Consider the following 13,179-nt stretch of genomic DNA (forward strand, 5'->3'; position numbering starts at 1 on the left):
TTCCGATCTGGTTCCCCCGGACCCGCTGTCGTGGTCGACGAGCACGGCTGGGTCGCGCACAGTTCGGGGGTCGCGCCCCAGGATCGGGTGGCCGTACCCAGGCAGGACCACGCTGTCGCCGTCCCCGGCCTCGGCGCCTGCCTACCGGAGCGGTTGGCCGATGGCTGGCTGATCCGCCCGGTCGGCCCCGGCCGGAACCTGTTCCTGGAACTCGAACTTTCCGCGACACCACTACTGCGAGTGCGCGCCGAGGACTCCGGGTGGCGGCGGACGATCACCCGGCGGCACGCGGAGACCCTGGTCGCGCTACACCGGGCGGGCCGGGACGGGCTGTCCGCGGAGGCACTGAGCCGGGCCCTGTTCGGCGACGCCGAACATGTGGTGACGGTGCGCGCCGAGGTGTCCCGGCTGCGCAAGCTGCTGGGCGCCATCGTGGACACCCGCCCTTACCGGATCGCCGAAGGAGTCCGGCTCACGGTGCACCAGTGACCCCGTGCACCGTGGCGCGCAGACCGGCCACGATCAGCCCGAGCTCGTGCTCGAAATCGTCCGCCCCCTGCGGATCCCGTTCGATCGCCCCGGCGCTCGCGGCCTGCAGCGCCACCTGCTCCTCCGCGGTGTGCCCGAACACCACGTGCAGCAGGGCCCGGGTGCCGATCTCGACCTGACCGGCGGGCAGGCCGCTCGCCCGCAGCGCCTCACGCAGCCTGCTCACCGGTTCCACCGCACCGAGCCCGAAGGTGTGGGCCGTGACCACCACTTCCGCCCCGTCCCGATAAGCGAGCATCGCATCGCGGAGCTCGGCACAGATCTCGACCACCCGACGGTCCCATTCGCTCGCCCGCTCGGTGCGCCTGCCGCGGGCCACGATCTCGTCGGCGATCGCGGCGAGCAGCGTCTGTTTGTTCGGCACGTGGTGGTACAGCGCGCTCGGCTGCACCCCCAGTTCGGTGGCCAGCCTGCGCATCGTCAGCGATTCCAGTCCGTACTCGTCGAGCACCTCGATCGCTTTGCGCACGACATCGTCCCGGTGGTAGCGCACTCTGGCTCCTCCTGTTGACCGATGAACCCATCCAGTTTAACCTGAACACCGTTCACCTGAACAGTGTTCAGGTTGCAAGCCGACTCGCCTCAGGAGAAGCAATGCGTTCCACGTTCGAGCAGCTCGCCGACACCATTCTCGACGGGACTCCCATCACGCCGGACGAGGCCCTCGCGATATTGCGCACCGATGACGCCGAGCTGCTGCCGCTGGTCGCCGCCGCGAGCCGACTGCGCAGGGCGCACTTCGGCAACACGGTGAAGGTCAACTACCTGGTGAACCTGAAATCGGGGCTGTGCCCGGAAAACTGCAATTACTGCTCCCAGGCGCTCGGTTCTCAGGCCCCCATCCTCAAGTACTCCTGGCTCTCCGAGGAGGAAGCCCTCGCCCAAGCCGGAGCGGGCCTCGCCGGTGGCGCCAGCCGAGTGTGCCTCGTCGCATCCGGTCGCGGGCCCTCCAACCGGGACATCGGCCGCGTCACCGAGATGGTGGAAGCGCTCAAGCGGGAGAATCCGGATGTCGAGGTGTGCGCCTGTCTTGGCCTGCTCTCCGGCAATCAGGCCGAGCGGCTCAAGGATGCCGGGGTGGACGCCTACAACCACAACATCAACACCGCCGAGAGCAACCACGAGAACATCGTCCAGACCCACACCTACGCGGACCGGGTGGACACCGTGGAGAAGGCCAAACACGGCGGCCTGTCCCCGTGTTCGGGATTCATCGCCGGACTCGGCGAGACCGATGAGCAACTGGTCGAGGCGGTGTTCGCGCTCAAGGCGCTGGACAGCGACTCGATCCCGGTGAACTTCCTGATCCCGTTCGACGGAACCCCGCTGCAGCACACCAGGGAGCTCTCCCCGGCGCGTTGCATGAAGATCCTCGTGCTGGCGCGGTTCGTGTGCCCGGACAAGGAGGTACGCATCGCGGGCGGGCGGGAACTGCACCTGCGTTCCCTGCAATCGCTCGCGCTGCACGTGGCGAACTCGATCTTCCTCGGCGACTACCTCACCTCGGAGGGCCAGGCCGCCGAGGCGGACCTGGAAATGATCCGGGACAACGGTTTCGTGGTCCTCGGTTCCCCTGAGGAGCGCGAACAGTCCCTGGCCTCGGCGGTGCCCGATCCCTCGATCCGGCGGCGCGGCGCGGGCACCGACGTCCTCCCGAACGCATGACGCCCGAGCAGCTGCTCGCCTTCGACCGCGCGCACGTCTGGCATCCCTACGCCTCGATGACCGATCCGGCACCGACCCGGCTGGTCACCGCGGCCTCGGGCAGCCGGATCAGCATCGAGGGACACGGTCCCGTCGTCGACGGCATGGCCTCCTGGTGGTCGGCGATTCACGGGTACCGGCATCCGGTGCTCGACGATGCCGCCCATCGCCAGCTCGACCGGATGTCGCACGTGATGTTCGGCGGCCTCACCCACGAACCGGCCGTCGAACTGGCCCGGCGCCTGGCCGAGCTCACCCCGGCCGGTCTGGAGCACGTGTTCCTCGCCGATTCCGGATCGGTGAGCATCGAGGTCGCGATGAAGATGGCGCTGCAGTACCAGCGCGGTACCGGTCGTCCCGAGCGCACCGGATTCCTGACCGTGCGCGGCGGTTATCACGGCGACACCGTGAACCCGATGAGCGTGTGCGACCCCGATGGCGGAATGCACACGATGTGGTCCGGACTGCTTCCCGAACAGGTCTTCGGGGACCGCCCACCCGAACTCGGCGAGGACATCACCGACTGGGCGGAGAATTTCCGCGCGCTCGCCGCCGAACACGCTGACCGGCTGGCCGGACTGATCGTGGAACCGCTGCTGCAGGGGGCGGGCGGAATGCGCCCCTACCCGGCCAAGTGCCTCAGCGTGTTCCGCGAGGTCGCCGACGAACACGGGCTGGTGCTGGTGTTCGACGAGATCGCCACCGGTTTCGGCCGCACCGGAACCCTGTTCGCCACCGAGGAAGGCGGGGTGTTCCCGGATGTGCTCTGCCTCGGCAAGGCGCTCACCGGTGGCTACCTTTCGCTGGCCGCGACCCTGTGCACGAGCGAGGTCGCCCATGGCCTTTCCGCGAGCGAGTCCGGCGTGCTGATGCACGGGCCCACTTTCATGGGCAATCCGCTGGCATGCGCGATCGCCTCGGCGAGCCTGGATCTGCTCGCCACCGGGGACTGGCTGGCCGATGTGGGCCGGATCAACGCGGGTTTACAGGCCCTGCACGAGATTCCGGCGGCCGATGTCCGGGTGCTGGGCGCGGTCGGCGTGGTGCAACTGGACCACGAGGTGGATGTCGCCGCGGCCACCGAGGCGGCACTGGCCGAGGGGGTGTGGCTGCGCCCGTTCCGGGATCTGATCTACACGATGCCGCCGTACGTGTGCACCGATGCGGACATCGCCGCACTCTGTTCCGGGATCGCAGCGGCCGCGGAGGCAGGATGAGCGCCTGGGCTGATTGGTTCGCCGAACAACGCAGCACGCGGGAAACCGCGGGCCTGCAACGTATTCTGCGGCCGCGTGAACTCGGGGACGAGCTCCTGGACCTCGCGGGCAACGATTATCTCGGCATGAACGGGCATCCCGAGGTGCGCCGCGGTGCCGCCGAGGCCGCACTGGACTGGGGTGCGGGCGCTGGTGCCTCCCGGCTGGTCACCGGGACGACGGCGGTGCACACCGAACTGGAGCGCGGACTCGCCGAATTCACCGGGCACGAGGCGGCGCTGGTCTGCTCGACGGGGTACCACGCCAATCTCTGCGCGGTGACCGCACTGGCCGACCGGGACACGGTGATCATCTCGGACGCGCACATCCATGCCTCGCTGATCGATGCCGCACGGCTTTCCCGGGCGCGGATCCAGGTGGTCGCCCACAACGACCTCGACGCGGTCCGGGCAGCGCTCGCCGAGGCCGCAGGCCGCCGCACGCTCGTGCTGACCGAATCGGTGTTCTCCGTCCTCGGGGACACCGCGCCGCTGACCGAACTCGCGACCGCCTGCGCCGAACAGGGTGCGCTGCTGCTCGTCGACGAGGCGCACGGGCTCGGCGTGCTCGGCGACGGCGGCCGGGGGCTCGTGCACCGCGAAGGGCTGGCGGGGCATCCACACGTGATCATGACCGCGACACTGTCCAAGTCACTGGGCGCCATGGGCGGATCGGTACTGGGGCCCGGCGCGCTGATCGATCACCTGATCAACCGGGCGCGCCCGTTCATCTTCGACACCGGTCTCGCCCCTGCTCCGACTGCCGGAGCGCTGACCGCCCTGCGCATTCTGCGTGGCCGCCCTGATCTCCCCGCACGAATCCGCGAGCGCAGCGCCGAACTGGCCGATCTGCTCGCGGTGCCACGGCCCGCGGGCGCGGTGGTCTCGGTGCCGATGCGGTCCCCGCAGGCCGCCCTCGCCGCGCAGGCCCACGCCCTCGCCGCGGGAATCCGGGTCGGCTGCTTCCGTCCCCCTTCGGTGCCGGACGGGATCTCCCGGCTGCGGATCACCGTCAGCATGGGACTCGCGGACGCGCACTGGGCCGAGGCGGTCCGCACGCTCACCGAGATCGTCCAGGGCCACCGCGACCGAACGGGCACGCTGTCGGCGATTTCCCCCTAATCGACCACACCGGGGTCGAATCGGGCACACTCTTGCCATGCTCGCAGTGTTCCTGTGGCGGCTGCTCATCGTGGCCTGCGCACTCACCGGATTCGTCGCCGCGGTCCAGCTTTCCGGTTTCGCGAACGCGATTCCGGGGCTGAGCCAGCAGGCGAGCCTGCTCACCGCACTGGTCTATCTCGGCCTGGCCGCCTATCCCCTGTTCACCGGTGGCCGCGAACCGCGCAACCCGTGGCCGCGCGGGGCCACCGCGGTTCTGCTGCTGCTCGTCGCCGCCGTCTATGCCGGGCTGATGGGCGGCGACTACGACCAGCTCTGGTCCGTGTTCGAACACATCGTCACGCCGCTCGTGGTGCTGCTCGACTGGATCCTGGTCGGGCGCAACCAGGGCAACTGCGCCTGGTGGCAGCCACTGAGCTGGGTCGTGTTCCCGCTCGCCTACCTGGTGTACTTCCTCATCGCCGATCCCGGGCTCTACGGCGGCTTTCTCGACCCGGACAGCAGCGCTTTTCCCGCCACCGTCGGCGGATTCCTGCTCGCCGTGCTCGTCTGCGGTTATCTGCTCTACGTCATCGCCATGGTCCGTACCGTGTTCGTGCGCGCCTACCGGTGACGCAGCCTCCACCGGCACAGGAAGCGCCCCGGGGTCACATCCTGACGGATCGTTCCGCGGTGACCGTATGCCTGCCGTTGCGGAACGCCGTCTCGATCATCAGCGCGATGATGCCGAGTACTGCTCCCGCGACGACACCGATGGCGAGAAACATGGCCACCAAAGGAGATTCGGGCGCGCCGGGCAGTTCGGCCCGCTGCACGACGGTGCTGCTCGTCCGGTCGCCGAGGCCGATGCCCTGATCGTTCTCCGCGCTGAACGAGTCGGCGACCGCATCGGCGGCCTCGGCCGCCCGCGCCGGGCGCACATCGGTGACCGCGATGGTGAGCACCAGGGTGTTCTCCGGATTCGCGGCGGTGGTGTTGGCGCGCAGGGCTTTCGCGCCACCCGGGTAGTTCAGCCGCTGGGCGGCCCGGTCGAGAATCGCCCCGGTTCCGGTGAGTGCGGCGAAGGTCGGCATTCGCCGAAGCAGATCCTCGCTGCCGTTCTCCCGGGTGTGATCGAGGAACAGTACGGTCGCCTCGGCCTTGTACCGCGGTGTCTGCAGCGCGGCCGAACCATACCCGATCGCACCACCGAGAATGGCCACGATCAATACGATCCACCATCGACGGCCGATCAGCCTGAGCAGCCTGTCCAATTCCATATTCCTCGACCTTTCGGTACTGTCGGCACCCTTGCCGGTGTGTCATACTCGCCGCATCATGGGCGTGGATCACGAAAACCAGGCGCGGCACCGCAAACCCGGGGGCAGACCGAGTATTGCCCCGCAGGTGATCGTTCTGCTGTGGATTCCCGCGTGTTTTTTCGCCGGTCTGCTGAATCGCGATCTGCTGCCGGACAAATACTTCTTCGATGACGCGCATATTCAGTCGGTGATGCCCACCGCCGACGGCCCCTCCGCCGATTCGTTCGTGACGATGGCCTGGATCTACCGCGGCCTCGGCTTGATGGGGAATCAGGGACTGGTGCAGGCGGGCACGATGCTGCTCTTTTTCGTGCTGCTGTTCACCTGTGCACGATGGCGCGATATCGCCCGGTTCGGTGTGGTCGAGATCGCCGTGTTCTGTGTTTCCGGTCTCGCCTGTGCCGTGTATCTCGCGCAGTATTCCAAGGAATCCCTCGTTCTCGTTCTCGTGCTGGCCCTGATGTGGTTGCCGCGCAATCTTCTCGGCGATCTGGTGTTCGCCGCGCTTGCTTGCGGATACGCCGCCCTGGTGCGCCCGTACTGGTTCATGGTGGCCGCCGTTTTCCTGCTGCTGCGCCTGCTTTTCCGCTATGGCCGCAAGGAATGGCTCGTCCCGGTGCTGCTGGTGTTGGTACTGCTGGCGTTCGCGATCGGGGTGAGTGTCTTCCTTGGCGCGGATCTGAACACCTTCCGCGAAGGTGTGGCGCAGTTCCGCACCAATTCGCCGGACGCGCGCTCGGCGATCCAGGACTATCTGCCCGCCAAGGGAGTGCTCGGCGGCACCGGGAACGCGCTGCTGACCCTGATCCTGCTGATCGTCCCGATTCCCCTGCTGCTGGCCGGTTCCCCGGTGTACCTCGGGTTCGCGGTGGTGAGCACCGCGCTGTGGATCGGTGTGCTGTTCCCCGGGATCCGCCGCGGTTTCCGCTCCGGTTGGTTCACCGATTCCCGGTTCGCGCGGGCAGCGGCGCTGTTGCTGGCGATGGTCACCGTGCAGGCGGTGTTCGAACCGGACTACGGCTCCTACCTCAAGCATCTGACCCCGCTGCTGCCGCTGTTCCTCGTGCTGCTCGTGCACCGGCGCGCACGGCTCGACTCGAACCCAACGTCTCCTCGGTGACCGCGGCCAGCCGGTCGAGGGTCCGTTTCAGGTCCATACCGGCGACATGAGCGACCGCGTACCGTCCCTCTGCCTCGGTCCTCGACCGGTCGGTGATCCGGGTGGCGATCGCCTCGGCGAGTGCGCATCGGTCCCCGGGCGGAACCCCTGCCCCGCAACGAGAGTCGAGCACCTCGCGGAGACCGGGTACCGCGTTCGCCACGACCGCGCGGCCGCTGGCGAAGGCCTCGAGCGCGGTCAGCGGCAGCCCCTCCCACCGCGAGGGCAGCACCACGAGATCGGCCAGTGCGTACCACGGCCGGACATCGGCGACCTCGGCGACGAACTGGGTGCCGCGCGGTGCCATGGCGTGTAGCTGCTCGGCGAGGTCACCGGCACCGAGCAGAATCAGCCGTGCGCGCGGGCAACGGTCGAGCACCAGCGGCCAGGCGGCGAGCAGCAGATCCTGCCCCTTCTGCCGGGTGATCCGTCCCGGGCACAGCACGACCGGCTGGTCGAGCGGGATGTCCCTCGCCAGCCGGGCCGCGTTCCGCGCCGCGCGGGACTGCACCGGGAACGCGTTCCGGTCCACCCCGTTGCGCACCACGGTCGGCGGGAGACGCAGACCGGCCGCCGCCGCCTCGACGGCTTCCCCTTCGCTCACACAGATCAGCCGGCTCGTCCAGCGACAGGCCACGCGCTCCCAGATCCTGGCGGGCGCGGCAACCGGTGCCGCGTGCCAGGACCAGCCGTGCGGCTGGAACAGCGTCGGCAATCCGGCACGGATGACGAGCCGCCCGACGAGCCCGGCCTTCGCCGAGTGCAGGTGCACCAGCTCCGGGTCGACCGCGTCCAGGATTTCCCGCAACGCCCGCGATTCCTCGACCAGTCCCCGTCCCGGGGACCGCCCCGCGGGCCAGCACATCCGCGGGATTCCCGCCGCATCGAGGGATTCGGCGAGCGCGCCATCCGGGCAGGCGACGGTGACCGCCCAGCCCCGGGCGCGCTGATCGGCGACCGCGGCGAGCACGTACCGGGCGACTCCGCCGGTCTGCGGTTGCGCCACATGCAGTATCCGCATCAGGCGACCACCGGTTCGCTCCGGAGCCCGGACAGTTCCCGGTAGAGCCCGTCGATTTCCCCGCTGACCCGGCGAATGTCGTACCGCGCCACCACGGCTGCCGGTTCCCGGTCGTGCTTCCCGGCACGGAGTTTCCCGATAGCGGCACGCAGATTCTCCGGGGTGCAGTTGATCCGGACCGCCGCAGCGAGCTCGATACCGCGCTGCTCCTGAAGGGCGGGGCAGTGTTGATAGATCACCGGGAGCCCGGCCGCGAGTGCTTCGAGCACGGCGAGGCCGAAGGTCTCCTCCGCCGAAGGGGAGGCCAGCATGTCGAACGCCGAGAGGAAATCCCGCACCCGTTCGGTTTCCCCGGCGAACACCACCCGCTCGGCGACACCGCGCCGCTCGGCGAGGGCGGACAGGTTCGCCCGCTCCGGTCCGTCCCCGACGAGAATCAACGTGGCGTCGCCGACCATGGGCAGGGTCTCGATCAGCACATCGAAGCGCTTGCCCGGCACGAGCCTGCCGACGGCACCGAGGACGAACGCGCCCGTCCCGATCCCGAGCCGCGCGCGGGCCCGTGCACGGCGGTCCGGATCGAAGGCGAGTTCGCCTGCGTCGATGCCGTTCGGGATGACCCGCATCCGGTGCGCGGCCACGCCCCATTCGCGCAGCCGATCGGCCACGGCGGGCGAGACCGCGATGGTCAGCGAACCCAGCCGTTCCCCGAATCGGTACACCGCGCGGATTCCGGGCCGTCCGGCGGGTCGGCCCTCGAGCAGGCCACCGGCGAGCGAGTGTTCGGTGCCCAGGATGGTCCGGATCCCCGCGAACCGCGCGGCGAGCCGCCCGTAGAGCATCGCGCGGTACAGGTGGGTGTGCACCACGTCGAACCGGCCGTCCCGGAGCAGCCGCGCCAATCGAGGCAGCACGGCAAGGTCCCGGTTACCCCGCATACCGAGCGTGGTGACCGGGATTCCGTCGGAACGCAGTTGTTCGGCGATGGGGCCGGGATTGGTGAGCGTGAACACCTCGGCCTCGTGCGCGGTGTGCCGCAGCTGCAGGCGCAGTTGCGTCTCCGCGCCGCCGACACCGAGCCCGGTGATGACATGCGCGACCCTCATCGAGTCCTCCAGGTGTGCAGGAAATGCTTGCAGCGCAACCGAAAAGCGTTGTCCGTCTCGCCGATGAACCGCCGGGGCACCGCGTGCCTTCCCGGCCGCTGCGGCCCGCGAACCGCGCAGGCGTAGCGGTAGCCCGCATCCTCGACCGCGCGGCGGCACCGCTCGTCGAAGGCACCGTAGGGATAGGCGAAGCCGTCGATCTCCGCCCCGGTCAGTTCGGCGAGCAGCGCGCGGCTCGCGGCCACCTCCTCGACCAGCTGGCCGTCGCCGAGGGAGGGCAGCGGATGGTGCCGCATCCCGTGCGAGGCGATCTCCATCCCCGCCGCGGCCGCCGCACGGATCTGGTCGGCGGTCATCAACCGCTTCACCGGCCCTCCCGGATCCCATTCGTTCACCCCGCCGAGCATTCCGGGGAGCACGAAAACTGTTGCGGTGAAACCGAATTCGGCCAGGATCGGGACCGCTTCCTCGATGAAGTCTGCATAGCCGTCGTCGAAGGTGAGCGCAACCCGCCCACCGGAGGTGTACGCCTCGCGCATCGCGCGGCCCCGCAGACCGTGCTTCGCGAGCCAGCGCAGTTGCCGCCCGAACCGCCCCGGGGAAACGGTGACGCGGTAGGGATCGTGCTCGACCTCGCTGATCGAGTGATACATCCACACCATCGGCGTTCGGCCTCCGGTGCGCTGTTCGCGTACTCGGGTCGGATGGTTCATGCGGACCGGAACCTCTCGATCCGCCATCCGGCGGCCACGATCACCCCGAATACCGCGGTCGAGACGAACCCGCCGGCCAGCAGGGTCGGCAGTGGCGGCCAGCCGCGCAAGGCCTGCCGCAGCGCGAATCCCGCGAGCAGGGCCGCACCGGCGGGGATGAGCAACAGGGCGAGGCTCCCGTACACCCGGGGCCGTGGCGCGGCGAGCCGGGCACCGCGCGCGGCGAGGGCGAGCAGCAGCCCGGTCAGCGTGATCCCGGCCGCGTTGGCCGCGGCGATCCCGGCCGCGCCCCAGGGGCGAACCAGCGCAGCCGCGAGAAACCCGGTCAGCGCCAGTCCCGCGGTCATCGCCAGTACCGGAACCCAGTTCGGCCGCGATCCGGCGAAGTACACCCGGGAAAGCTGGTCCACCACGACCTGCCCGAGCAGTCCGAGCACGTAGACCTGGAGGATCCGCGCGGTGGCCGCGGTGGCGGCGGCATCGAAAGCCCCACGCTGGAACAGGAAGGCGATCACCGAAGGCGCGAACGGGATCAGGAACGCGGTGGCCAGCAGCGTGACCCCGCCGACGAACCGCAGATCGGTCTCCACCCTGCGGCGGGCCTGTTCCCCGTTCCCGGCCGCGATCCTGCGGGCCACCAGTGGGAAAGTCACCACGGCAAGCACCGCGGACAGGGTCAGCGGGACCTGGGCGACCTTCTGCGCGTAGTTCAGTGCCGAGATCGTTCCCGGCCCGAGCGGGGCACCGATCGCCCGCTCCACGAAGACCTGCCCCTGCCTGATGATCGTGTACAGCCCGACGGTGAGCACCCCGCCGAGCACGACCGGGCTGGCCGATCGCCAGCCATGCCAGGAGAACCCGACCTTCCTGGTGAAGCCCGGCAGTTGCACCAGCACCATCAGGGCCGCACCGGCCGAGAGCCCGAGCGCGGCGCCGCGGACCCCGATCGTGAGATAACCGAGCGCCATGCACGCGATGATGCCGAGGTTGTAGGCGGTGTAGATGAACGCGGGAGCCCCGAAACTGCCGTGTGAACGCAGTGCCGCGGAGAAATAGCCAGCGAGACCGATCAGGGGAACCGTGGGCGCGGCCAAGCGCAGGCAGTCGATCGCGAGTCGCCGCTGCGCCCCTGCCGCACCGATCGCGTCCACCAGCGCGGGCGCGAACACGAGGACGGCGGCCCCGACCACCACCAGGACGATGAGCAGCCGCGGCAGGGTCGCGGCGACCACCCTGCGCGGATCGGTCCCCTCGGCGAGCGCCCTGCCGAACAGCGGGATCATCACCAGCGCCATGGCCCCTTCGATCAGCAGCGGAGAGGCGGTCTCCGGGACGGTCCAGGCGATCACGAAGGCATCACTGTTCGCCCCCGCTCCGAACAGACCGGCGAGGATCAGATCCCGGATCAGGCCGAGCAGTGAACCGAGTGCGAGCAGCCCCATCGAGAGCAGGCTGCCCTTCACCACGGCGGCTCGTTCCCCGGACGGGGCCTCGCGCTGCAGCTCCGCGCTGCTCATCGCGGCCACAGCAGCTGCCGCACCGTCTGCAGCACGATCTTCACGTCCAGCCACAGTGACCAGGAGTCCGCGTACAGATTGTCGAACCGGGCGCGGTCCGCGATCGAGGTGTCGCCCTTGAGGCCCTGTGTGACGGCGTAACCGGTACAACCGACCGGAACCCGGTGCCGCTGCCGATAACCGGGGACACTCTGGCTGAACTGCTCGACGTACTGCGGCCGCTCCGGCCGGGGCCCGACGAGGCTCATCTCCCCGCGTACCACGTTCACCAGCTGCGGGAGTTCATCGAGGCTGGTTTTCCGGATGAACCGGCCGACGGGGCCGATGCGGGCATCACCCTCGATGTTCCACCGTCGTTCGTCCTCCTCGCCCGCCGGTTTCAGGGAACGGAACTTGTAGAGCAGGAAGGGTTGCCCGTTCAGCCCGATGCGCCACTGTTTGAAGAGCACCCCCGGACCGCCTTCGATACGGACCGCGAGCGCCAGCACCCCGAGCACCGGGCTCAGCACCACAAGACCGAGCCCGGCCAGCAGCGGATCCAGCACCCGCTTACAGCGCCAGCCGATCGAGCGGAACGTCGCCCGGCGCAACCTCGCCAGCACCACCCCGGCCACCAGTTGCGCATAGGCCGGCCGATGCACCATCTCGAACAACCGCGGCACGTAGTAGACCTCGCACCTGGCCGAGGTCAGCTCACGGAGCACGGGCACGAGTTCGGAGGCGGACCGCATCGTGAACGTCACCAGGACCAGTTCGATGCCGAAGCGGTGCACCAGTTCCGGGGTGTGCTCCAGATCGCCCAGCACCCGGATCGGCATCCGTTCCCCGTGCTCCGGGCGGGGAACATCCTCCACGAATCCGGCTATCCGCACACCGTATTCCGGGGTCCCCAGCAGGGCATCCGTCACTCGCGCACCCTCCCCCTGGCAACCGATGATCAAGGCATTCATCAGCGCCATACCGCGCTTGCGGACCTGACCGAGCACGATCAGTCCCACAGCGCGGAACACGAGCATGGCCCCCAGTAGCAACAGGGAACCGATCATCACCTGGCGGGCTCCCACCGAGTCATGCGCGAGGACGAAGACGCCGACGGCGAGCAGGGCCATCAGGCCGACACGGACACAGATACCGAGCGCGTCGTCGAGGAACGAAGGCACGGCACGCCAGTGATACCCGCCGGGCCCCAACGGCAGGCTCGCCAGCACCGCGAGGACGAGAACGCCCGCGAGCAGCCAGCCGAGGAACGGATACATCAAGGCGAAACCGGCCAGCCCACCGAGCAGATCGCAACCACCGAGCACGCACACGGTGCCCAGGCGGCCCCGGCTTGCGGGGAAACCACCGTTCGGCTCCGGGGCAGCGGATATCCTGTCGCGGCGCGGACCGGGACCGCGCGAATCCAACCGTGCTTGCAGCATCACGATCTCCTCGACCAGCTACGCGATCTCTGCCGCGGCGAACGCGCGACACCAGCACATCCCGGGAACCGACTCCACAGCATCATCATGCTCACGCCACTCCGTTCCAGTGATAGAGGAACACCCACGTCCGACAGCCGGATCCGCTCGATGAGCAACGACGCTCGATGACTCGGAGACCGAAGAATCCGGCACAACAACTACGATTCGTATAGCAATCCACGTTCGAAGGGCGCGTTCTTCCGCCACAGCAATTCAATAGTTTCTCGTCACGAAAATTCGAACCCATGAACGCGATACGCCGATCGTAT

The 13,179-nt window shown here is 68.9% G+C and carries 12 protein-coding genes and 1 pseudogene; 6 read left to right on the forward strand and 7 right to left on the reverse strand.

Annotated features, from left to right (window positions below):
- Positions 1–489 (forward strand): annotated as a pseudogene (locus AD72_RS28870) (transcriptional regulator); the annotation flags it as partial.
- Here AD72_RS28870 and AD72_RS28875 read toward each other — a convergent pair.
- A complete protein-coding gene (locus AD72_RS28875) occupies positions 473–1,042 on the reverse strand; it encodes a TetR family transcriptional regulator (protein ID WP_031469783.1) in 570 nt (189 codons plus the stop codon). The pseudogene AD72_RS28870 and the gene AD72_RS28875 sit on opposite strands and share 17 nt — an antisense overlap.
- Before the next feature lie 101 nt (positions 1,043–1,143).
- Between AD72_RS28875 and bioB the strand changes: the two genes are divergently transcribed.
- From bioB to AD72_RS28895, 4 genes are read left to right on the forward strand one after another with little or no spacing between them, the layout of a single operon-like run.
- Entirely contained in the window at positions 1,144–2,214 is a 1,071-nt protein-coding gene (gene bioB, locus AD72_RS28880) for a biotin synthase BioB (protein WP_031469784.1), read from the forward strand.
- Positions 2,211–3,470: an adenosylmethionine--8-amino-7-oxononanoate transaminase gene (locus AD72_RS28885; RefSeq protein WP_031469785.1), complete on the forward strand. Its 1,260-nt coding sequence runs from the start codon at positions 2,211–2,213 to the stop codon at positions 3,468–3,470. The genes bioB and AD72_RS28885 overlap by 4 nt, the downstream gene beginning before the upstream one ends.
- Positions 3,467–4,630 (forward strand): 8-amino-7-oxononanoate synthase, encoded by a 1,164-nt coding sequence (locus tag AD72_RS28890; protein ID WP_037347690.1) that lies wholly within the window; start codon positions 3,467–3,469, stop codon positions 4,628–4,630. Before AD72_RS28885 ends, AD72_RS28890 begins: the two co-directional genes overlap by 4 nt.
- 37 nt (positions 4,631–4,667) lie before the next feature.
- Complete coding sequence (locus AD72_RS28895) at positions 4,668–5,243, forward strand: hypothetical protein (protein ID WP_231645015.1); 576 nt, start codon at positions 4,668–4,670, stop codon at positions 5,241–5,243.
- A gap of 34 nt (positions 5,244–5,277) precedes the next feature.
- Here the strand turns inward: AD72_RS28895 and AD72_RS28900 are convergent, their stop codons facing one another.
- A complete protein-coding gene (locus AD72_RS28900; protein ID WP_031469788.1) occupies positions 5,278–5,889 on the reverse strand; it encodes a YveK family protein in 612 nt (203 codons plus the stop codon).
- A 127-nt stretch (positions 5,890–6,016) separates the two neighbouring features.
- Here AD72_RS28900 and AD72_RS28905 point away from each other — a divergent pair, with 127 nt between their 5' ends.
- Complete coding sequence (locus tag AD72_RS28905) at positions 6,017–7,051, forward strand: hypothetical protein (RefSeq protein WP_031469789.1); 1,035 nt, start codon at positions 6,017–6,019, stop codon at positions 7,049–7,051.
- Here AD72_RS28905 and AD72_RS28910 read toward each other — a convergent pair.
- From AD72_RS28910 to AD72_RS28930, 5 genes are read right to left on the reverse strand one after another with little or no spacing between them, the layout of a single operon-like run.
- Positions 6,960–8,111 carry a glycosyltransferase gene (locus AD72_RS28910; RefSeq protein ID WP_063890817.1) on the reverse strand — a complete coding sequence of 384 codons (1,152 nt, stop codon included), beginning with the start codon at positions 8,109–8,111 and terminating at the stop codon, positions 6,960–6,962. The genes AD72_RS28905 and AD72_RS28910 overlap by 92 nt on opposite strands.
- Positions 8,111–9,217: a glycosyltransferase gene (locus AD72_RS28915; RefSeq protein ID WP_031469791.1), complete on the reverse strand. Its 1,107-nt coding sequence runs from the start codon at positions 9,215–9,217 to the stop codon at positions 8,111–8,113. The genes AD72_RS28910 and AD72_RS28915 overlap by 1 nt, the downstream gene beginning before the upstream one ends.
- Positions 9,214–9,930, reverse strand: a complete 717-nt coding sequence (locus tag AD72_RS28920; RefSeq protein ID WP_197285108.1) for a polysaccharide deacetylase family protein — start codon at positions 9,928–9,930, stop codon at positions 9,214–9,216. The genes AD72_RS28915 and AD72_RS28920 overlap by 4 nt, the downstream gene beginning before the upstream one ends.
- The gene (locus tag AD72_RS28925; protein WP_156365411.1) at positions 9,927–11,447 is read right to left on the reverse strand and encodes a lipid II flippase MurJ; all 1,521 of its coding nucleotides are present in this window, start codon (positions 11,445–11,447) and stop codon (positions 9,927–9,929) included. Before AD72_RS28925 ends, AD72_RS28920 begins: the two co-directional genes overlap by 4 nt.
- Entirely contained in the window at positions 11,444–12,868 is a 1,425-nt protein-coding gene (locus AD72_RS28930) for a sugar transferase (RefSeq protein ID WP_082469214.1), read from the reverse strand. The genes AD72_RS28925 and AD72_RS28930 overlap by 4 nt, the downstream gene beginning before the upstream one ends.
- Positions 12,869–13,179: the final 311 nt, after the last annotated feature.

Source organism: Sciscionella sediminilitoris, assembly GCF_000737195.2.
Taxonomy (GTDB): Bacteria; Actinomycetota; Actinomycetes; order Mycobacteriales; family Pseudonocardiaceae; genus Sciscionella; species Sciscionella sediminilitoris.